This window comes from Pseudomonas sp. Xaverov 83 (assembly GCF_019352905.1).
In the GTDB taxonomy this organism is placed as follows: Bacteria; Pseudomonadota; Gammaproteobacteria; order Pseudomonadales; family Pseudomonadaceae; genus Aquipseudomonas; species Aquipseudomonas yamanorum.
Genome location: NZ_JAAAFU010000026.1, coordinates 37,462 through 58,066, shown reverse-complemented (window position 1 = coordinate 58,066; position 20,605 = coordinate 37,462). Strand labels below are relative to the sequence as shown.

Sequence of the window (20,605 nt, the reverse complement as noted above, 5' to 3'; positions counted from 1 at the left end):
CTAGGGGTTGGGGAAATTACTTGTGAAAGTACACAGCCCCGTGTGCGCTGGCGTGTTCAAGCCGTTAACGGCGGGACCTTTGTGCATACGCGCAGAAAAAGATTGAATATTCACATCTATTGTTATTTAAATAACACCACAAGAGCGTCACGACCTCCCTGGCCGTGCTCGCAACAAGATGGGATGACCCTGTGCATGACAAGTGAAGAACATTTGATGGAACAGGCAAAGCGTGCCGCCGAGAGCACGTACTCGCCTTACTCCCATTTCCCGGTCGGCGCAGCATTGCTGACTGCCGACGGTGAGGTGGTACAGGGTTGCAACGTGGAGAACATCTCTTACGGGCTGACCAATTGTGCCGAGCGTAGCGCGTTGTTCAGCGCCATCAGCCAGGGCCATGCGCCGGGCAGTTTCAAGGCGATGGCTGTTTATGCACCCAACGTTTCACTGATAAGCCCTTGCGGTGCCTGCCGCCAGGTGATGCTGGAGTTGATGGCCAAGGATGCGGTGGTGATTTGCCAGGGCAGTGACCCTGCCGCCACGCGTATCTGGACCCTGGCGCAATTGCTGCCGGGCGCCTTCGACGCTTTCTAATCCTGGGCAGGCCTTCGGGCCTGCGTCCGCTTGGTCCATTGTTGAGACGCCTGCATGATCAGTCTTGTCGGAATAGCGACCCTTATTCTCATTGCCATTGCTTTATCCCATCAGCGACGCTCGATCAACTGGCGCACGGTTTCGGTAGCGTTTCTGATCCAGGTGTTGATCGGTGCTTTTGCGCTGTACGTGCCTTGGGGCCAGACGGTGCTGGCCTCGCTATCGGGGGCGGTGGCCTCGCTGCAGCTCTACGCGAACAAAGGCATCGAGTTTCTGTTTGGCGGCCTGAGTTCGCCGCACATGTTTGAAGTGTTCGGCAGCGGTGGGTTTGTATTCGCGATCCGGGTATTGCCGATGATCGTGTTCTTCGGCAGCTTTATCTCGGTGCTGTATTACATCGGCGTTATGGGCTGGATCATCCGGTTGGTGGGCGGTGCGCTGCGCCTGTTGCTGGGCACCAGCCGCATCGAGTCGATGGTGGTGACGTCGGCGATTTTCATTGGTCAGTCGGAAGTACCGCTGGTGGTACGGCCGTTCATTGCCAAGCTGACTCGCTCGGAGTTATTCGCGGTGATGGTCGGCGGGTTCGCGGCGGTGGCCGGCTCGGTGCTGTTGGGTTACGCCGGGCTGGGGGTGGAGCTCAAGTACCTGATCGCGGCGTGTTTCATGTCGGCGCCCGGTGCGCTGTTGATGGCGAAGCTGATGGAGCCGGAAACCGAATCAGCCCGCACCGAACAGGTGATCGAGGAACTGGGGCAGGCAGAGAATCGCCCCACCAATATCATCGATGCCGCCGCCGAAGGAGCCCAAGTTGGCTTGCGCCTGGCACTGTCCGTCGGTGCCATGCTGCTGGCGTTTATCGCGCTGATCGCCCTGTTCAACGGGCTACTGGGCTGGGCCGGCAACTGGTTTGGCTACCCGCAGTTGACCCTGCAACTGGTGCTCGGGCACGTGCTGGCGCCCATCGCTTTTCTGCTCGGGGTGCCGTGGCACGAGGCGGTCATGGCCGGCGGTTTTATCGGTGAAAAACTGGTCCTCAACGAGTTCGTCGCCTATGCCGACCTGGCGAACTACCTGACCCCGTCCAAAGCCGCCGAAGCCGGCGTGCCGCTGTTGTCGGTCCACACCCAAGTGATCGTCACTTTCGCCCTGTGCGGCTTTGCCAATCTGTCCTCGATTGCCATTCAGCTGGGCGGCCTGACGGGTATCGCCCCGCAACGCCGCCAAGAACTGGCGCGGCTGGGCCTGCGGGCCATGATCGGCGGCACGCTTTCCAATCTGATGAGTGCGGCGATTGTCGGCTTTTTCATCTCGCTGTAAGGAGCACAGTATGTGGTTGCCACAAGAAGTGATTCGCCGTAAACGCGACGGGCACGCCCTGGCCGCAATGGACATTCAACGGTTTGTCGCCGGCATTGCCGACGGCAGCCTCAGCGATGGGCAGGTCGCGGCGTTCGCCATGGCGGTTTTTATCAAGGGTATGGATGTGACCGAGCGCATCGCCTTGACCGAAGCGATGCGCGACTCCGGCCAAGTATTGAGTTGGGATCTGCCGGGGCCGATCGTGGACAAGCATTCCACCGGCGGCGTCGGCGACATGATCAGCTTGCTGCTGGCACCTCTGCTGGCGGCCTGCGGCTGTTACGTGCCGATGATTTCCGGGCGTGGCCTGGGGCACACCGGCGGCACGCTGGACAAGCTCGAGAGCATCCCCGGTTACGACTGCCAACCCAGCCCTGAACGTTTGCGCACGGTGGTGGCCGAAGTCGGTTGCGCCATCATCGGCCAGACCGCCAACCTTGCACCCGCGGACAAACGTTTATATGTGATCCGCGATGTGACCGGGTCGGTCGAGTCGATTGATCTGATCACCGCATCGATCCTCGGCAAGAAACTCGCCGCCGGCCTCGACGTATTGATCATGGATGTAAAAACCGGCAACGGTGCATTTATGGCCGAGCCCGAACAGGCGCGCGAACTGGCCGCCAGCATCGTCGCCGTGGCCAACGGTGCCGGGGTCAACACCCGCGCCCTGATCACCGATATGAACCAGCCCCTGGCCCGCAGTGCCGGCAATGCCCTGGAGGTTGCCGAAGCCGTAGCACTGCTCAAGGGCGAGGTGCGCAGTGAACGCCTGTGGGCGGTGACCTTGGCCCTGGCTACCGAGGTACTGACGATGGCCGGCCTGGCGAGGGATGAGGCTCAAGCCCGTGATCAATTGCTTCAGGCCTGGCAGAGCGGGGCAGCCTTGCAGCGCTTCGAGCAAATGGTCAGTGCCCTGGGTGGCCCGCAGGGCTTTGCTCACAACCCCGATGCGCATTTACCCAAGGCCGCCGTGTCGGTACCGGTGTGGGCCGAGGAGGAGGGCTGCGTCAGCGAGATCGACACCCGGGCGGTGGGCTTGGCGGTGGTGGCATTGGGCGGCGGGCGCAGCCATCCAGACGATGTGCTGGACCTGTCGGTCGGCTTCAGCGAGTTGGCCTTTGTCGGTGAACAGGTGAACGCGCAAAGGCCCTTGGGCTGGGTACACGCGCCCAATACAGAGCAGGCCGAACAGGGGGCATCCGCCTTGCGCGCAGCCTATCGATTAGGCGGTGAGCGTTTAGCCGAACGCAATTTGATCCAGGAAATACTATGAGCAAGGCCATCGTGTTGGTGCTGGATTCGTTGGGCATCGGTGCCAGTGCCGACGCCGCCCTTTTTGGTGACTCAGGCGCCGACACCTTGCGCCACATCGCCGAGGCGTGCGCCCGTGGCGAAGCCGATGGGCCGTTGCGCCGGGGGCCGTTGTCCCTGCCGAATATGGGACGCTTGGGATTGGGGGCTGCAGCGGCGGCCAGTGGCGACGGACCGTTGCCGGGCAACTGGGGCGACGCCGCACCGAGCGGTGCTTTCGGCCACGCACGGGAGCAATCGTCTGGCAAAGACACACCGTCCGGGCACTGGGAAATGATGGGCGTGCCGGTGTTGTTCGACTGGGGTTATTTCGAAAAGCCGGTCAACTCCTTTCCGCCACAGTTGCTGGCTGACCTGATTGAACGGGCAGGCTTGCCGGGCATCCTGGGCAACTGCCATGCCTCGGGTACCGAGGTGCTGGACGAGTTGGGTGAGGCACACATCCGCAGCAAGCAGCCGATTTGCTACACCTCGGCCGACAGCGTGATGCAGATCGCTGCCCATGAAAGCCATTTCGGGCTCGAGGAGTTGTACCGGGTGTGTGAAATCGCGCGCACCTTGTGCGATGAATACACCGTTGGCAGGGTCATTGCCCGTCCGTTCACCGGGGAACACGCGGGTGAGTTTCGCCGCACCGGCAATCGCCGCGACTACACCGTGCCGCCGCCCTCGGCGACATTGCTTGATCATCTCTGCGACGCCGGCGGCACCGTGCACGCGGTGGGCAAGATCGGCGATATTTTCGCGCACCGCGGCATCAGTCGGTTGTACAAGGCCGACGGCAACGACGCGCTGTTCGATGCCACGCTCAAGGCTTACACGGAAGCGCCAGACAACAGCCTGGTGTTTGCCAATTTCGTCGACTTCGACATGCTCTACGGCCACCGCCGGGACCTGGCCGGGTATGCGGCCGCGCTGGAAGCGTTCGACCGCAGGCTGCCGGAGTTATTGGCGTTGATGGACCCGCAAACGTTGCTGGTCATCAGCGCCGACCACGGTTGTGATCCTTCTCGTCCGGGCAGCGATCACACCCGCGAGCATGTGCCTGTATTGGCTTATGGTGCGGGCGTGGCGGCGGGGTGGTTGGGTGAGCGTGAAAGCTTTGCTGATATTGGCCAGACGGTGGCGATGCATTTGGGGTTGGGGCCGTTGGAGTGGGGGACCTCTTTCAGAAGGAGCCCATGACCAACACGCAAGTCTGGTCTGCGACGTTCTCAATCGCACGGGCTATCTGATGAATGAGCCATACCGCAGGCAGTATTTTTTACTCCTTAAACACGACGAGGCTCGCCCTCGGCAATTTTGCGCATCAGGCTCAGGTAGCGACTTGCTGCCAGCCCCAAGGGGCGGTTCTTTACCCAGATGATATCGACCCATAACCGCATCTGACTTGGCATGTAGTCAAACACCACCTCCGTCAATGCGCCCGAAGTGATCAGGGGTTGTACCAGCGGTTGTGGAAGATAAGCCCAGCCCAATCCTTGCTGCACCAGGTCCAGCGTTGCCAGATAGTTGTCGCTGTGCCAAATCCGCCGTGAAAGCACAACACGAGGATCAGAGTCTGTAGGGCCTCCAGTAGCAACGATGATCTGCCGAACGTTGACCAACTGCTCTTCACTCAAAGGGCGCTTCTTGCCGGCGGCCGCAGGATGATCAGGAGAGGCAACGGCTACCAACAATTGGCTCCCCGCTTCAAGAAACGTCTCCCGCTCGTCAAGCCCTGGTCGTTCAAATCCCAGTGCCAATTGCACACGCCCGTCATGGAGCATGCGCATCGCCTCCGGATGCGACGCGGAGCGAATCTCGATTTCAAGCGTGGGGAACTCGCTGGCGATAATGGACAGCGGACGATTCCATACGCCTGTTTGCAACTCCGGCGCCATCGCAAGGACCAAGCGCTCCTCCAACCCCTGATGAAGCTGGAGCGCATGGGCGTCCAGCAGGTTTAACTGGCTGGCAACCTGGCGTGCCTGGGGCTCCAGTGCTTTGGCGGCGGCCGTAGGAATCGCTTTGCGGGTTGACCGATCAAACAGCAATAAATCCAGCTCTGCTTCAAGCTGCGACACCGCCATGTTAATGGCCGAGGGTACCCGGCCCAATTTGCGTGCGGCGGCAGAAAAGGAGCCGCTGTCGACAACCGCAAGGAAAACTTTGAGTGACTCACTGGTAAAGGCCATAGCAGTTGTCAAATTTTCTGATAATGATCGTCTTTATTTATCAGATTTATTCGCCTAATTTCCACCCCTATTACAAATTAAGTACGTGGGGTACACCATGTTAAATACTGATTTGAGGGGGCAGGTGGCACTTGTCAGTGGTGCCGGAAGTGAAGCGGGTATTGGTATGGCGATCGCACGCAGGCCGGGTGCAGCGGGCGCGAGGGTGGGTATGAACATGGGGCTCGCGCTTGAAGTCGCCAGGCAGGGGATTACCGTCAACAGCGTGGCCCCCGCGAAGCGGCGGCGGTTGCATTTCTGGCATCGCCTGACGCCAGTTACATCACGGGGGAAGTCCTCGTGGTGGATGGCGGGAACTGTCTGATCGAGAGCAAAGCCTCTCACGGCGATTATTAAGTTTGAATACGCTCCAGCGCGCTCAATCCACGATATTGGGCGGGGGGCTATAACCGAGATTTATAAAAGCGCGATGTATCAAAGAACAGTTGAGTTCTTTGAGCCGTATCCGGCTGTCATTCAGCAACGAACTTTTAATTAATTTGGTAATTAACATAGGGTATTGATCATGTCGAAAAGTGGAATTAGTGAATCAGCGATTGCTGCTTTTACCGCCTCCGAGCGTGCCCGGTTTATAGAAAACAACCCAACTTCACTGGCGCTGGCCGAGCGCGCCAAGGCGAATCTGTTCAACGGTGTGCCCATGCACTGGATGAGCGACTGGTCGATGCCTTCGCCGCTCTTTGTCCAGCGTGCAAAAGGGGCGCGCTTCACCGACGTTGACGGGCATGAATACATAGACTTTTGCCTGGGCGACACCGGCACGATGTTTGGCCATTCACCTGATCCTATTGTCCGCGCCATAACCGAGCAGGCGAATAATGGCTTGACCACGATGCTGCCGGGCGAAGACGCGGTGATCTGCGGCGAGTTGCTGGCTCAGCGATTCGAGCTGCCTTACTGGCAAGTGACCGCCAATGCGACTGACGCCAACCGGTATGTGCTGCGCTGGGCGCGCGCTATCACCCAGCGCAACGTCTTGCTGGTGTTCGATGGCTGCTACCACGGCACCGTGGATGATGTGATGGTGCGCTACCGCGATGGCAAAACAGTGCCCCGTTCAGGTCTTGTGGGCCAAGCCTACGACTTGAGCCAATACAGTCGATCCATCCCCTTCAACGATGTCGCCGCACTGGAGGCGGCGTTAGCCCAGGGCGATGTGTGCGCGCTGATGTGCGAGCCGGCAATGACGAACATTGGCATGGTCCTGCCGGATCCGGGGTTCATGCAAAAGTGCCGGGAGCTGACCCTTAAATATGGCAGCCTGTTGGTCATTGATGAGACCCACACTATTTCCACCGGCCTCGGTGGATGCACTCGCCAGTGGGATTTGAAACCCGACTTTTTCGTGGTGGGTAAACCCATTGCCGGTGGCGTGCCTTGCGCGGTGTTTGGCGTTAGCGAGCCAGTCGCCTCGGCCATGCGCGACGTCCAGAAGACCATCAGCGAGGAGAGCGGCGGGCATGGCCACAGTGGCATGGGAACGACGCTGTCCGCCAACGCACTGGCGATGCGTTGCATGCGCGTCAGTCTCGAAGAGGTCATGACGGAGTCTGCGTACGAGCACATGTTGCCCCTGGCCTCAAGGCTGGCCCAGGGATTTCGAGGGTTGTTCAAGCGGCACCAACTGAACTGGTCTGTCACAGAGTTGGGCGCGCGTTGTGAGTTTCAATTCTGTGCTACCTCGCCAAGAACAGGCGCGCAAGCCGAGGCGGCTTTTCATGACAGCCTTCAAATGGCGCTGCATCTTTATCTGATCAATCGCGGAATTCTGATCACGCCTTTTCACAACATGACCCTGTGCTGTCCGCAAACAAGTGATGCGGATATCGACAGGCTGATCGGTGAGTTGGATAACGCGCTTTCCACGCTGCTTGCCCTACCTGGAGCGCGGGTCATCCCTTCATAACTGCACGCCTGAAAACGCCATTGTTCTTAAATACTGTCCAGTCGCTTGAATGAGCGCCAAGAGGTTTGACATGCAATTTTCTGATAAAAAAGAGGCCGTAGATTATCTGGCCGCCCACCCTGAAGTACTGAGCATCGAGTTGTTTCTTATCGACGCAAACGGTGTTCCACGGGGCAAACTGTTGCATCGCAACGAACTACTGGCGATCTACGAAAATGGTCGGCCGCTGCCAAGTTCCATTCTCGCCTTGACCGTGCAGGGTGAAGACGTAGAAGACACAGGCTTGGTCTGGGATGTCGCTGACGCCGATTGCTGGACCTACCCGTTAGCGGGAAGCCTGACCTTGCAACCTTGGCGCACTCATCCCACAGGCCAAGTGCAGGTAAGCATGCACCCGACCCAAGGCATTCCTGCCGCACCGGCGGACCCGCGACACGTACTGGTGCATGCCATTGACCGGCTGAAAGCCGATGGATTCCACCCGGTAATGGCCGTTGAATTAGAGTTTTACCTGCTGGACCAGCAACGCGATGCCAATGGTCGGCCGCAGCCAGCGTTGCAGACCAATGGCGTCCGCCCTCAGGCACCGCAGGTTTATGGCATTTACGAGTTGGAGCAGCTTCAACCTTTTCTTGATGACCTCTACGCTGCGTGCGCGCTACAGGGGCTGCCGGTACGTACGGCCATCTCCGAGTACGCTCCAGGCCAAGTCGAATTGACGCTGGAGCATCGTTTCGATGCGCTTCAGGCTATCGATGAAGGCGTACGTTACAAACGCCTGGTCAAAGGTGTAGCCAACAAACATGGACTACAAGCGTGCTTCATGGCCAAGCCGTTCAGCGACCAGGCCGGCAGCGGTATGCACCTGCACGTCAGCCTGGCCGACGAGGAGGGTAATAACCTGTATGCGAGCGAAGACCCACAGGGTACGCCACTGTTGCGTCACTCAATTGGCGGGATGATGGCGACCCTGTTTGACTCGCTGGCAATATTTTGCCCCCATGCCAATTCCTATCGCCGGTTCCAGACCGGTAGTTACGCGCCGCTGGCCAAAAGTTGGGGAGTAAACAATCGTACGGTGTCGTTCCGCGTCCCTGGAGGCCCCGCAATAAGTCGGCACATCGAACACCGCATTTGCGGGGCCGATGCCAACCCGTATCTTGCCGCTGCCGCATTACTGGCGGGCATTCACTACGGCATCACTCGTCAAAGCGATCCCGGCGCGGCGATTGAAGGAAATGGGTATGAACAGGCAACTGATTTCCTGCCTACCGACTGGCTAACAGCGTTGCAGGCCCTGCAGGATTCAGCTTGGGCACACGAGGCGTTGGGGGCCGAATTCCTTAAAGTGTATCTGGCGATCAAATGGCGCGAGTTCCGTAAATTCAACGCCGAAGTCGGGGAGCAGGACTGGCGCTGGTACCTCACCCACGCATAAGTATTGGCCCGTCAGCATTACCTGATAATGGAGCGCTGACGGCACCGACTCAGCTGTATTTACGAACGACTTGGGACAGCGTACTGAGGGAAATCACGCCCGCGTCACCGCGTATCACGGCTAGACGATCGCGAAGCTTTTTTGGAGGACTGGCTATTAACCCGCCTGGGCGTTGCTCCTAAGCTGGACTGACTGATTTTCAGCCAGCAACAGAAGGGTGTGAACATGAAAAAGCTGCACAAGAAAGTCGCGCTGGTGACCGGTGCCTCCAAAGGCATCGGCGCGGCGATTGCCAGGCAATTGGCCAAGGATGGCGCCACCGTGATCGTTAACTACGCCAGCAGTCGTGAGGATGCCGACCGCGTGGTCGAACAGATTCTGCAGACTGGCGCCAGGGCCTACGCAGTGCAGGCCGATGTATCCAACAGCACTGACCTTAAGGCCCTGTTCAAAACCATTGTGCATGAGCATGGCCACCTCGACATCCTGGTCAACAATGCCGGCGTCTATTCGACCAACCCGTTGGCTGACATTACGCAGGAGGAGTTCCACCGCCAATTCAACCTCAACGTCCTGGGGCTGATTCAATGTACTCAGGCAGCGGTTGAGGTATTCAATTCGGCGGGTGGCAGCATCGTCAACATCAGTTCCAGCGTTACCTCGTTCACACCGGCCAACTCGACGGTGTACACCGCGTCCAAAGCGGCGGTCGATGCTATTACCCGTACCTTGGCCAATGAGTTAGGCCCCAGGAATATCCGTGTCAATTCGGTCAACCCAGGGTTGGTCGTCACCGAAGGCGTGCATGCCAGCGGCTTTTTCGAAGAGGCTTTCCGCCAGAAGATCGAAGCCATTACGCCGCTGGGCCGCATCGGTCAGCCCGAAGATATTGCACCCGCCGTCGCGTTCCTGGCGTCGTCGGATGCAAGCTGGATTACCGGTGAAACCCTGATAGTCGGCGGCGGCCTGCATTAAGCCTGGGCGGTGTGCTCGCGCACATAGTGACGGGGCGACTGCGACATGACGCGCTTGAACGCCGTGCTGAAGGCGCTCTCGGATTCATAGCCCAATGAAAACGCGATGGTGGAAATGGAGTCATCGGAGCTCTTCAGCCGGTCGCTGGCCAGCAACATGCGCCAGCGCGTCACGTACTCCATCGGTGCAGCACCGACCACCTGCTTGAAGCGCAATGCGAACGCCGAGCGCGACATGGTTGCCAGCTGCGCCAGTTCCAAGACACTCCAACGATGGGCCGGGTCAGCATGGATCGCGCTCAGGGCGACGCTGAGGTGACGGTCGGCCAAGCCGTAAAACCAACCGACGCCACTGCTGTCCAGGTTCGCCAGGTGGGTACGCAGCACCTCGACCAGCATCAGGTGCGCCAAGTGTTCGTTCATCAGTGAGCGGCCAGGGCGCTTCTGCTGCAGTTCCGAGGTGAACCGCTCCAGCGCCCAGCGCAGGATCGATGCCTGCGGTTCATTGGCCTGCACGTGGACCAATGAAGGCAGGCTGCTGAGCAACAACTGGGCGGGTACACCGCTGAAGTCAAAGCGGCCACCGACCAGCTGGATGTCGTCACCGCCGTAATGCAGGGCCAACTCGTCCGCCGCGAGCGTTCGAAAGTGTCCGTCGGAGTTCATTACCGCTTGGGACATATCGCTGTAGAGCGAAAATGGCATGCCGCGGGTCATGAGAAAACAATCGCCCTGGTGAAGGCGCTGCGGCTGCTGCTCACCTTCCACATGCAACCAGCAACTGCCCTTGACCACCGCCGTGAACTTGATGCCTTCGCGCTCAGGAAAGGTGAATGCCCAATCACCGCCCAAGGAGAGTGTGGCGGAGTGGTAATTACGCACCCTCAACAATGAAAGCACGTCGGACAGAGGATCCATACATCACCTGGCTGGACGGAAAATAAAGTAATCAGCAGTTTATAACAGAGATAATCCAGATTTCACGCGTAAATGGTGGATGCCGGCCTAACGCCCGCGGGGTAACAATTGGGGGTTATCGCCAGCGGACAGTCCCCAACCTAGACTCGCAGCACGTTCTTCACTCGACTATTGAGAGTTAAAACATGCGCTTACGAGACCTTGGCATCGCAATCGGTACAGGCACACCTGGGGTGTTCAACGGCATCACTGATGTGCCCGGTGTACGGGTAGGTCACCACACCCTCAATGCTGAAAGCCGCGATGGGTCGATACACACCGGTGTGACCATCATCGAGCCGCGGCCGATTGCGGCCCATTTGGCTCCGTGTTTTGCCGGCGTTCACGTACTGAACGGCAACGGTGACGCCACCGGCCTTGAATGGATTCGCGAAGCGGGTTTGCTGACCACGCCGATTGCCTACACCAACACCCACAGCGTCGGCGTGGTACGCGATGCGCTGGTGGCCGCAGAGCGCGACATGGGTAAGCAACACACCTACTGGTGCATGCCGGTGGTGCTGGAAACCTACGACGGCATCCTCAGCGATATCTGGGACCAACACGTCAGCGCCGAACATGTTCACGCCGCCCTGGCCGATGCCCGCAGCGGCCCGGTGCAGGAAGGTTGCGTCGGCGGCGGCACTGGCATGATCTGCCATGAGTTCAAAGGTGGTATTGGCACGTCATCGCGGGTTCTGAGCAGCGAGGAGGGCGGTTGGACCGTCGGTGCATTGGTGCAGGCCAACTATGGTGTGCGCGATGCATTGCGTGTCGCGGGTTACCCCGTGGGCAGCGTGTTGAAGGACATACCTTCGCCCTACAGCGGCCCGGTGAATGTTGGCGTGCCCGGCATGGGTTCCATCGTGATCACGATCGCTACTGATGCGCCATTGCTGCCTCATCAGTGCACGCGCCTGGCCCAGCGCGCGAGTATCGGGTTGGCACGGGTCGGCGGCGGTACGGAAGACGACAGTGGGGATATCTTCATCGCGTTTTCAGTAGGCAACAGCGGCCTGCCGGTTGCCAATCTGGGCCATCCGGGCCCCGCGACGACGCCATTGAAAATGGTCAACAACGACTACATGACGGCCTTGTTCGTGGCCGCAGCGGATGCTGTGGAGGAGGCGATCCTCAACGCGATGTTGGCCGCCGACGACGTGCAAGGTCGCGGCAGAAAAGCCCTGGCACTCAAGCCTGACCAGTTGTTGGCGGCGATGGCGAAAGTCGGTTGGGCACCTCAGCCTTGAAGGCCTAGTCCTGAGCCTGGAGAAACAACAGGAATAGCTCAGACTGGGACTTGATCCCCAGCTTGTTGTACAGGTGCCGGCGGTGCACCTTCACGGTCTCGGCCGAGATCGCCAGCTTGCGCGCGATCTCTTTGTTCGAGCAGCCACTGAGCATCAATTGGGCAACCTCGGCTTCGCGGACCGACAGTGCGGAGCTGATTTGCAGCGCGGGTGACTGCAGGCGCTCCTGCCAGTCCGCTGCCGGTTCCGGAGGGCTCTTGAGTTCCTGTTCAAACACGCAACGCTGGCGCATCAAACCGGCCACCCACGGCTGGATCAGCCTCAATAATGCGATTTGCTCCTGGCTGAAGCGGCAGTGGCTACCCAGTGACAGGCTCAGGGTCCGCTCAAGGTCCAGTTGCACATTTATATGAATCTCGTCAGCCACCACGTTCAGGCGAAAGTAGCGTTGGTAATAGTCGGTCTGCTCGAAACATTCCGGGGCGACATCATCCAGTTGGAACAGCCCACTTTTCGGCGATTCCCGATTGGCCAGGTAAAAGGGGTCGAGCAGGTAGAGCCCTTTGAGATAGTCCTGGAACAGCGAATCGCTGCTGCCATCTTCATTCTGGGATTCGGCGAGAACCTGAGGCCTGCCGTCGCTGAAGATCAGCACCACCCAGGTGTCCAGCGGCACATATCTGCCGAGCAAGCGCGCCATTGAGCGCCAGAAGTGCGGGCGGTCCAGGGTCTCGATCAACCGGCCGACCGAGTCATGCCAAGCCACGTCCTGCAACGTCAGATTCATCTCACTACCCATTCGGGGGTACCCCATCGAAGTGATTTTTTGCCAGGTGGGTACAGCCCATACTCGTTCCAGGCCTGCGTACACACGGTGTCCGTACGGCCTCAACTATACGCAAGGATCAGCCATGAACATTGAACTCATGCAGTTAGCCGGTCGCGATGGCGATACCGCCTATAACCTCAGGCGTGCCTTGGAAGCCATCGCCCACTGCGACGCGGATACCGACCTGTTGGTGTTTCCTGAAACCCATTTGATGGGCTTCGTCGCCGGTGATCGGCTGGCAACGGTTGCAGAAACCCTCGAAGGCCCGACGCTGCAAGCCGTGCAACAGGCAGTACGCGAACGGGGTGTTTCGGTGGTCATCGGCCTGGTCGAGAACGATGCGGGCGTGTTCTACAACACTTCGGTACTGGTTACGCCTGATGGGCTCTCACTGGGCTACCGCAAGACACACCTGTGGCCCTCGGAGCGGGGCGACATCACTCCCGGCGACCGCTTCGGCACGGTGCTTTTCAAAGGTGTGCGTATCGGCATTCTGATTTGCTACGACATCGAACTGCCGGAAACCGCACGCGCACTCGCCCACCTGGGCGCCGAGTTGATCATCATCACCAACGGCAACATGGACCCTTACGGCACGGTGCATCGCACCGCGATCATGGCCCGAGCCCAGGAAAACCAAGTGTTCAGCGTGATGGTCAATCGCGTGGGGCAGGGCGATGACGGCCTGGTGTTTGCCGGAGGCAGCGCTGTGGTCGACCCGTTCGGGCGTGTGCTATTCGAGGCCGGGCGCGAAGAAACACGGCAAATGATCAGCCTTGACTTGACCCAAGTCCAAGCCGCCCGCACGGATTATCACTACCTCAACGACCGCCGCCTGACGCTCCCCGGTGAAACCGTGGAACACGCCGACGGACGCCGTGAATGGCTGATTCGCTGATCTCGCTTTACCCCTCATAACAATAATCGGGAGTTCTCATGATCGCCATTCGATGCATGCAATGGAGCCTGGCTGCGGTCTTCAGCAGCCTGGTGCTTTGCGCTCAAGCCGCAGAACCGAAAGTCAATATCTACAACTGGTACGACTTTATTGCCCCGGACACGTTGAAGAACTTCCAGGCGCAGACCGGCACCCAGGCCGCGTATGACGTGTTCGATAACAGCGAGGTCATGCAGAGCAAACTCATGGCCGGGCGCAGTGGTTATGACGTGGTGGTGGCCACCGGCGACCTCTTGCCGAACCTCATCAAGGCCGGTGTGCTCAAGGAATTGGATCGCGCGCAACTGACCAATCTGTCTCACCTTGATCCGGATATTCTGGCGAAGGTGCAAACCAACGACCCGGGTAATCGCTACGCCGTACCTTACCTGTGGGGCACCACGGGAATTGGCTATGACGTCGATAAAATCCGGGCGATCCTGGGCAGCGATGCACCGGTCAACTCCTGGGATTTGATTTTCAAGGAAGAAAACCTCGCCAAATTGGGCGAATGCGGTGTGGCTATGCTGGATGCGCCAGGCGAGATCATCCCCATCGCCTTGCATTACCTGGGCTTGCCCTATAACAGCCAAAATCCTGATGACTATTTAAAAGCCCAGGCGTTGCTGCTGAAGCTGCGCCCGCATATTCGCTACTTCGATTCTTCACGGTTTATTACGGACCTGGCCAACGGCAATATCTGCGCCGTAGTGGGATGGGCCGGCGGCGTAATGGACGCCAAGAAAGCCGCCGACGCCGCCGGCAATGGTAGGAACATTCAGTACAGCATCCCCAAGGAAGGCGCGCCGGTCTGGGTCGAAAGCCTGGTGCTGCTCAGCGATGCGCCGAACCCTCAGCAAGGGCTTGCATTTATCGACTATATGCTGCGCCCGGAAGTGATTGCGCAGTCCTCCAATTATCTCAGTTACGCCAACGCCAACAAGGATGCCCGGAGCCTGGTTGATGAAAAGGTCAGGGACAATCCCGGTGTCTATCCTTCGAAAGCGGTGCTGGATACGCTGTTTCCTTTGGAGCCGTTACCACTGAAGATGGAGCGGGTGCGCACGCGGATCTGGAGTAAGGTCAAAAGTGGTACTTGAGGCAGCGGCAAGGTGAAGTGCAAGGACACGGAGGTTGAAGAAAAACCTGGGAGCATCTAGCCCAGGTTTTGTGCGCTGTGCAGTTATGGCACATAATTTAACATAATATACATTATGCGTAATCATATGATTCATTATCAGGGGCAGTGCCCAGCGCACCACGCTCCTCATCGGCCAAACCCAACCCATCTCGATTTGGCCGATGACCCTGAATCACACCTGAGCGAAACCACCATCCACAAACATCTCGCTGCCTGTCATGAAGCTGCTTTCATCCGACGCCAGGAACAATGCCGCATTCGCCACTTCATCTGGCAACCCCATACGACCCAACGGCACGCGCGTCACCATCGAGTCGACAATCGCATCCTTCTGGCCGGTTCCCGAAAGCGCTCGGTCCAAACCAGGCGTCGTCGTTGGCCCAGGTGAAAGCACGTTGACCCGAATACCCGTGCCTTGCAGATCCAACGCCCAGCTTCTGGCAAAGTTTCGCAGTGCACCTTTCGAGGCGCTGTACACGCTGAACGCTGCGGTGCCCATCGAAGCGGTCGTCGAACCTGTCAGCACAATCGAGCCGCCGGCGCTCATCAATGGCAACGCGTTTTGAACGGTAAACAGCGTGCCTTTCACGTTCACGCCAAATGTGCGATCAAATGATTCCTCGGTGATCGATCCGATGGGTTCCAGATCCCCCAAGCCTGCATTGGCAAACAACACATCAATGTGGCCTTTGTCTGTTTTGATCTGCGCGAATACCCGCTCCAGATCCTGCAGATTTGAAATGTCGCCCTGGATTGCAACGGCGTCATGCCCGATCAGGACCAACGCTTTGTCCAGTTCCTCTTGGCGACGTCCGACGATAACGACCTGTGCACCTTCGGCCGCAAAACGTATGGCACTGGCCAAGCCAATCCCGCTGTTGCCACCGGTGACGACTGCGATTTTTCCGTTGAGTCTGTTCATGAGTGTTTCCCATAAATGTTGAGGCTCAAGCGTAGATCCGCGCTATTGTTTTGAATAGTATGCACCTTTTGGTAAGTACTCAGCCTGAGGGCACAAACATGTCGAATAGCACCTTTAATTGCGGGCTCGACGCCGCCCTGGCGGTGATTGGCGGGAAATGGAAACCTTTGGTCCTGTTCCACCTGGCCCATGAAGTTCACCGTTATGGCGAACTGCGGCGTGCAGTTGGCGGCGTGACGGATAAGGTGCTGATCCAGCAGTTGAAAGAGCTGGAACGCGATGAAATCATCGATCGCATCGACTTCAAGGAAATCCCGCCGAAGGTCGAATACTCCCTGACCCCATTCGGGCGTTCGCTGGCCAAGGCCTTGGGGCCTCTTTGCCAATGGGGCACCGAGCATATGCTGGCGGTTGAACGCATCAGCGAACGCCGAACAGGCGCCCTCGCCCAGCCTTGAACTCACAAAATGTTTAACTCGACTAAATGGATATTTAGTTGAGTTAAATCAATAGGTTACGCGCTTATGTGCTGATCAAGGGTCATCCGCGACACCCAGCCCCTCATAACTATGTAGTGAGTCTGTAAACACCGGCTTGTATGCACCGAGGGTGATCACTAAGCTGGCCGCTCTTTTTTACCGCCGTCCGGAATCACCATGTCTCGAAGTATCGCCCACCTCGCCCTGCTGCTGGGCTTGATCACCGCCGTCGGCCCGTTTGCCATCGACATCTACCTGCCGGCTTTGCCAACGCTGGGCGCCAGCCTGCAAGCCTCTCCCGCTGCGGTGCAGATGAGCCTGACGGTGTTCTTCATGATCATCGGTGTGTGCCAGCTGTTCTACGGCCCGATCAGCGATGTGTTCGGGCGCAAACCGCCGATCTATGCCGGCCTGGTGATTTTTATCGTGGGCAGCATTGGCTGCGCCCTCGCCCCCTCCATCGAAGCGCTGATCGGCTTCCGGGCGTTGCAGGCTTTTGGCGCCTGCGCCGGGATGGTGATTCCCCGGGCAATTGTCCGTGACTTGTACACCGGCCATGAAGCTGCACGCTTGATGGCGTTGTTGATGCTGGTGGTGAGTATTTCACCGATCCTCGCACCACTGGCGGGCAGCCTGATCATCGCGGTGTGGAGCTGGCGCGAAGTGTTTCTGGTGCTGGGTGTGGCCGCAGTGTTGTGCCTGATCATGACCGCCGTGCAGTTGCCGGAAACCCACCCCGCCGAACGCCGCCTGGGCAAGACCCTGGGCAATGCGTTCGGCAGCTACGGCGCGTTGCTGCGCGATCCGGTGTTTACCGGGTTGTCGGTGGTGGGCGGCTTTGGCCTGGCGACGTTTTTCGTGTTCATCGGCAGCGCGCCGTTCGTGTACATCGAGTACTACGGGCTCACGCCGACGCAATTCAGCCTGTGCTTTGCCCTCAACGCAGCGTCGTTTTTTGCCCTTAGCCAACTGACGGCGCGCTTGAGTGCCCGCTTCGGTTTGGCCCCTCTGATTCGTTGGTCGGTGGCCGGCGTGGCGACCGTCATGACCTTGCTCGCCCTTACCACACTGTGGGGTAACAGCCTGCCGTTGATGATGGCGCTGCTGTTTATCGGCTTTGGTTTCCTCGGCCTGCTATTGCCGGCGGCCGGGGTGTTGTCCCTGGAAGATCACGGCGCCGTAGCGGGTTCTGCATCGGCATTGTTGGGCGCAATCCAGATGATCACCGCGGCCGTGGCCATGTCCCTGGCCGGCCTGTTCGCCGACCACACACCGGCACCGATGTTGATCGGCATCGCACTCAGCGCTGTGGCGGCGATGCTCACCGTGTGGTGGACGCTGCGCCGCCTGCCGGCGCACCTGCAACCTCAGCCGCGTACCTGACCAGTGGAAATGGGGGCCTCAGCCTGAAGCCCCATGCCCGCCAAATAGGCCCACGGGTAAATCCCCCGCTGATGCCCATCGCTGAAGATCAACTGCACGCCATACCCCTGGGGATGCACTTCCAGTACCCGAACACGGTCCGATACCAATGGCAGCATGCCTCTCAACCGAAAGGCCCTGCACTGTGAACATGGGCATTCACGGCGCAGACGGGCATGGTCGATCCATTGCACGCCTTCATGCCATTCCAGCCTCAAGCGTCCTTCATCATCGCGTCCAATGCTTTTCGGTGCGCTGTTCATTGCAGTTGCGCCAGGGCAATGCGGACCGCCTTGCGCACTTCCGGGTCGCCATCGTCGGCGGCATCACGCAACGGAGCCAGGGCTTGGCGATCGCCCAATTCGCCCAGAGCCAGAGCGGCCTCCTTGCGCAGATTGCTGATGCTATGGCCCAAGGTCAGGACCAGCCCGTGCAACGCCGGGGCATAGCGCAAGCGACCCAGGCTGCGGGTGGCGCGCAGGCGGACTTGCCAGTAGTCATCGGTCAGCGCCTTGATCAAGGCGTCGCCTGCACTGGCACTACCGACTTTGCCCAGGGTGGTCGCCGCCTCCTCCCGCACTTGCCAAGTGGCGTCCTGCAACGCGTCAAACAGCGCGGGTAGCACCCGCTCATCACTGGCAAGACCCAGGGCGCCGGTGGCGGCGCGCCGGACTTCGGTGTCCGGGTCGCTGCTGGCCAATATCGCCAAGGCCTCCAGTGCTGGCAGGTGCTTTAGCCAGCCGAGCACGCCGACCGCTTCGCGGCGTACGCCAGCATCGGCATCCTTCAGCGCCAACAGTGCCGACGGCGCCGCAGCTTCAAGGCGCAACTCGCGCAAGGCACGAAATATCGCCGTGCGCACACTGACGTCGGCGTGGGTGGTCCAGGGCAATAACAATCCACCCGCCCGTGTTGTCTTGAGCACGCTCAAGCTCTGGGCGGCTGCGTCACGCACCGATACCTCGGTGTCGGTCAGCGCCTGGCACAGCGCCTCGACCACTTCGTCTTCCTCCCAGGCTTCCAGCAGGCTGGCGGCCTGAGCGCGCACTTCGGTGGCCGGGTCGTGGCGTAGGCTGTCCACCAGCCATACCAGTCCGTCGGGGTCTTCCAGGTCTGCCAGATCAATCAGGGCGATCCGGCGCATGCCAGCATCCGGCGCTTGCAGCCGGGGGCGCAGGGCTTCAATGTCGGGGTTTTCGGTTTCATAGGTCATATGGCAAATCGCGGTCTTGGGTGATCGTTGGGGAGCCCGAGTGGGTTCAGCCGTGGCAACTGGCGCCCTTCTTCGTGGTGCAACAGCTCAAGGCAATGGCGCTTGAGGTGGGTAAATTCCGGCGAGGTCATCAATTCGGTGCTGCGCGGCCTTGGGAAGGTCAGCAGGAAGTCTTCGATGATGCGCCCGGGCCGTGGGCTCATGACCAGGATGCGGTCGGCCAGGAACAACGCTTCGTCGATGTCATGGGTGACAAACACCACGGTGGTGCGGATACGCGTCCAGATGTCCAGCAGCAACGCCTGCATCTTCATGCGGGTCAAGGCATCCAGCGCGCCGAAGGGTTCGTCCATCAGCAGCAGGCCGGGGCGATTGATCAACACCCGGGCGATTTCCACCCGCTGCTGCATGCCGCCAGACAGCTGGTTCGGCCAGCGCTCGGCAAAACCTTCCAGGCCCACCAGTTGAAGAATGTCATCGGCGGCAGCAAGACGCTCGGCCTTGCCCACGCCGCGCATCTTCAGGCCGAAGGCGACGTTTTCGCGCACCGAGCGCCATGGGAACAGTGTGTGTTGCTGAAACACCATGCCCCGCTGCTGGGACGGCCCGGCAACCGGCTCGCCGTCCATTTCCAGGGTGCCCTGGCTCGGCGTGAGGTGCCCGGCCAGCGCGCCGAGCAAGGTCGACTTGCCACACCCGGACGGCCCAAGGATACACACAAACTGGCCCGGCTCGATCCTGCAATCCAACGCTTTCACCGCCTCGAATGCCTGCTGCTTTTCGCCCAATACAATAGACAAGCCGCGAATCTCGACACGCCCTTCAAGTTGACTCATCAGGCTTTACCTCGTGGTCGATGCCAGGGGGTGAACAGTGCACCGAGGCGCTTGACCAACAGGCTGCTGCCCATGCCCAGCACCCCGATCAACAGCATGCCGACGACAATGTCGGCATAGTTCTGGATGGTGTAGGACTCCCAGGTGTAATAGCCGATGCCGTATTGGCCGGAGATCATTTCCGCCGTCACCAGGCAGAACCAGGAAGTGCCCATGCCGATGGCCAGGCCGGTGATGATGCTCGGCGCGGCGCCTGGCAGGATCACTTCCAGCAGGATCGCCCGGCGCCCTGCCCCCAGGCTGCGCGCCGAAGCGATCAGCCGTGGGTCGACGCCCTCCACGCCATGCACGGTGTTGAGCAGCACCGGAAACAGCGCGCCGGTGAAGGTAATGAAGATCATCGACAGCTCCGACGACGGGAACATCAGGATCGCCAGCGGAATCCAGGCCACCGCCGGGATCGGCCGGATCACCTCCAATGGCGGCAACAGCAGGTCTTCCGCCCACTTCGAGCGGCCAATCGCAATGCCCAGCCCGATGCCCACCACTGCTGCCGCCAGGTAGCCTTCAAACACCCGGGTCAAACTCGCACTCAGGTGCCTGGCGAGCTTGCCCGAGTCCGCCAGCCCAAGGGCGGCCTGCACCACGGAGCCCGGCGTGGGCACATTGGCAAAGGTCACCAGCCACAGGTTCCAGTGCTGGCTGGCCGCCAACTGCCAGAACAGCAGGCACAACAGCAATGAAGCGGCCTTGGGCAGCCAGCGCCATGGGGTGCTTGTCATGAACACGCTCCC

Annotated in this window: 20 protein-coding genes and 1 pseudogene; 13 read left to right on the top strand and 8 right to left on the bottom strand. The window is 59.6% G+C overall.

Going from position 1 to position 20,605, the window contains the following annotated elements:
- Positions 1–183 precede the first annotated feature (183 nt).
- Genes K0H47_RS10450 through K0H47_RS10435 form a run of 4 tightly spaced genes read left to right on the top strand, consistent with a single transcriptional unit; the run spans position 184 to position 4,455 of the window.
- The gene (locus K0H47_RS10450) at positions 184–594 is read left to right on the top strand and encodes a cytidine deaminase (protein ID WP_177069751.1); all 411 of its coding nucleotides are present in this window, start codon (positions 184–186) and stop codon (positions 592–594) included.
- 54 nt (positions 595–648) lie between these two features.
- On the top strand, positions 649–1,914 hold the full coding sequence (locus K0H47_RS10445; protein ID WP_219272526.1) for a NupC/NupG family nucleoside CNT transporter: 1,266 nt from the start codon (positions 649–651) through the stop codon (positions 1,912–1,914).
- Between the two features lie 10 nt (positions 1,915–1,924).
- Positions 1,925–3,232: a thymidine phosphorylase gene (gene deoA / locus K0H47_RS10440; protein ID WP_219272524.1), complete on the top strand. Its 1,308-nt coding sequence runs from the start codon at positions 1,925–1,927 to the stop codon at positions 3,230–3,232.
- Positions 3,229–4,455 carry a phosphopentomutase gene (locus K0H47_RS10435; protein WP_219272522.1) on the top strand — a complete coding sequence of 409 codons (1,227 nt, stop codon included), beginning with the start codon at positions 3,229–3,231 and terminating at the stop codon, positions 4,453–4,455. Before deoA ends, K0H47_RS10435 begins: the two co-directional genes overlap by 4 nt.
- Positions 4,456–4,541: 86 nt before the next feature.
- On the opposite strand, the gene K0H47_RS10430 is transcribed toward K0H47_RS10435, so the two are convergent.
- Complete coding sequence (locus K0H47_RS10430; protein ID WP_063030165.1) at positions 4,542–5,447, bottom strand: LysR family transcriptional regulator; 906 nt, start codon at positions 5,445–5,447, stop codon at positions 4,542–4,544.
- A gap of 118 nt (positions 5,448–5,565) precedes the next feature.
- On the opposite strand from K0H47_RS10430, the pseudogene K0H47_RS10425 reads away from it, so the two are divergent.
- The 4 genes and pseudogenes from K0H47_RS10425 to K0H47_RS10410 all read left to right on the top strand — a co-directional run.
- Positions 5,566–5,843, top strand: a pseudogene (locus K0H47_RS10425) (SDR family oxidoreductase); the annotation flags it as partial.
- 169 nt (positions 5,844–6,012) lie between these two features.
- Complete coding sequence (locus K0H47_RS10420; RefSeq protein ID WP_093209969.1) at positions 6,013–7,413, top strand: aspartate aminotransferase family protein; 1,401 nt, start codon at positions 6,013–6,015, stop codon at positions 7,411–7,413.
- 70 nt (positions 7,414–7,483) lie between these two features.
- Positions 7,484–8,851, top strand: a complete 1,368-nt coding sequence (locus K0H47_RS10415) for a glutamine synthetase family protein (protein ID WP_177069758.1) — start codon at positions 7,484–7,486, stop codon at positions 8,849–8,851.
- Between the two features lie 225 nt (positions 8,852–9,076).
- A complete protein-coding gene (locus K0H47_RS10410; RefSeq protein ID WP_218262863.1) occupies positions 9,077–9,826 on the top strand; it encodes an SDR family NAD(P)-dependent oxidoreductase in 750 nt (249 codons plus the stop codon).
- Here the strand turns inward: K0H47_RS10410 and K0H47_RS10405 are convergent.
- The gene (locus tag K0H47_RS10405) at positions 9,823–10,743 is read right to left on the bottom strand and encodes an AraC family transcriptional regulator (protein WP_177025383.1); all 921 of its coding nucleotides are present in this window, start codon (positions 10,741–10,743) and stop codon (positions 9,823–9,825) included. The genes K0H47_RS10410 and K0H47_RS10405 overlap by 4 nt on opposite strands.
- A gap of 185 nt (positions 10,744–10,928) precedes the next feature.
- On the opposite strand from K0H47_RS10405, the gene K0H47_RS10400 reads away from it, so the two are divergent.
- Positions 10,929–12,032: a P1 family peptidase gene (locus K0H47_RS10400; RefSeq protein WP_218262865.1), complete on the top strand. Its 1,104-nt coding sequence runs from the start codon at positions 10,929–10,931 to the stop codon at positions 12,030–12,032.
- Between the two features lie 4 nt (positions 12,033–12,036).
- Here the strand turns inward: K0H47_RS10400 and K0H47_RS10395 are convergent, their stop codons facing one another.
- A complete protein-coding gene (locus K0H47_RS10395) occupies positions 12,037–12,819 on the bottom strand; it encodes a helix-turn-helix transcriptional regulator (RefSeq protein WP_063030153.1) in 783 nt (260 codons plus the stop codon).
- A 124-nt stretch (positions 12,820–12,943) separates the two neighbouring features.
- On the opposite strand from K0H47_RS10395, the gene K0H47_RS10390 reads away from it, so the two are divergent.
- Positions 12,944–13,759, top strand: coding sequence for a carbon-nitrogen hydrolase family protein (locus K0H47_RS10390; RefSeq protein ID WP_219272521.1), 816 nt, complete (start codon positions 12,944–12,946; stop codon positions 13,757–13,759).
- Positions 13,760–13,797: 38 nt separating this feature from the next.
- A complete protein-coding gene (locus K0H47_RS10385; protein ID WP_093210013.1) occupies positions 13,798–14,898 on the top strand; it encodes a polyamine ABC transporter substrate-binding protein in 1,101 nt (366 codons plus the stop codon).
- A 213-nt stretch (positions 14,899–15,111) separates the two neighbouring features.
- On the opposite strand, the gene K0H47_RS10380 is transcribed toward K0H47_RS10385, so the two are convergent.
- The gene (locus K0H47_RS10380; RefSeq protein WP_177025387.1) at positions 15,112–15,861 is read right to left on the bottom strand and encodes an SDR family NAD(P)-dependent oxidoreductase; all 750 of its coding nucleotides are present in this window, start codon (positions 15,859–15,861) and stop codon (positions 15,112–15,114) included.
- 98 nt (positions 15,862–15,959) lie between these two features.
- On the opposite strand from K0H47_RS10380, the gene K0H47_RS10375 reads away from it, so the two are divergent.
- Together K0H47_RS10375 and K0H47_RS10370 are read left to right on the top strand one after the other, a co-directional pair.
- Entirely contained in the window at positions 15,960–16,319 is a 360-nt protein-coding gene (locus K0H47_RS10375; protein WP_093196935.1) for a helix-turn-helix domain-containing protein, read from the top strand.
- Positions 16,320–16,517: 198 nt separating this feature from the next.
- The gene (locus K0H47_RS10370; RefSeq protein WP_093196938.1) at positions 16,518–17,723 is read left to right on the top strand and encodes a multidrug effflux MFS transporter; all 1,206 of its coding nucleotides are present in this window, start codon (positions 16,518–16,520) and stop codon (positions 17,721–17,723) included.
- Here K0H47_RS10370 and K0H47_RS10365 read toward each other — a convergent pair.
- From K0H47_RS10365 to K0H47_RS10350, 4 genes are read right to left on the bottom strand one after another with little or no spacing between them, the layout of a single operon-like run.
- Positions 17,708–18,025 carry a DUF971 domain-containing protein gene (locus tag K0H47_RS10365; protein WP_093196943.1) on the bottom strand — a complete coding sequence of 106 codons (318 nt, stop codon included), beginning with the start codon at positions 18,023–18,025 and terminating at the stop codon, positions 17,708–17,710. The two genes, K0H47_RS10370 and K0H47_RS10365, sit on opposite strands and share 16 nt — an antisense overlap.
- Positions 18,022–18,975 (bottom strand): HEAT repeat domain-containing protein, encoded by a 954-nt coding sequence (locus K0H47_RS10360; RefSeq protein ID WP_219272519.1) that lies wholly within the window; start codon positions 18,973–18,975, stop codon positions 18,022–18,024. Before K0H47_RS10360 ends, K0H47_RS10365 begins: the two co-directional genes overlap by 4 nt.
- On the bottom strand, positions 18,972–19,811 hold the full coding sequence (locus K0H47_RS10355) for an ABC transporter ATP-binding protein (protein WP_177025388.1): 840 nt from the start codon (positions 19,809–19,811) through the stop codon (positions 18,972–18,974). Before K0H47_RS10355 ends, K0H47_RS10360 begins: the two co-directional genes overlap by 4 nt.
- On the bottom strand, positions 19,811–20,593 hold the full coding sequence (locus K0H47_RS10350) for an ABC transporter permease (RefSeq protein ID WP_063030135.1): 783 nt from the start codon (positions 20,591–20,593) through the stop codon (positions 19,811–19,813). The genes K0H47_RS10355 and K0H47_RS10350 overlap by 1 nt, the downstream gene beginning before the upstream one ends.
- Positions 20,594–20,605: the final 12 nt, after the last annotated feature.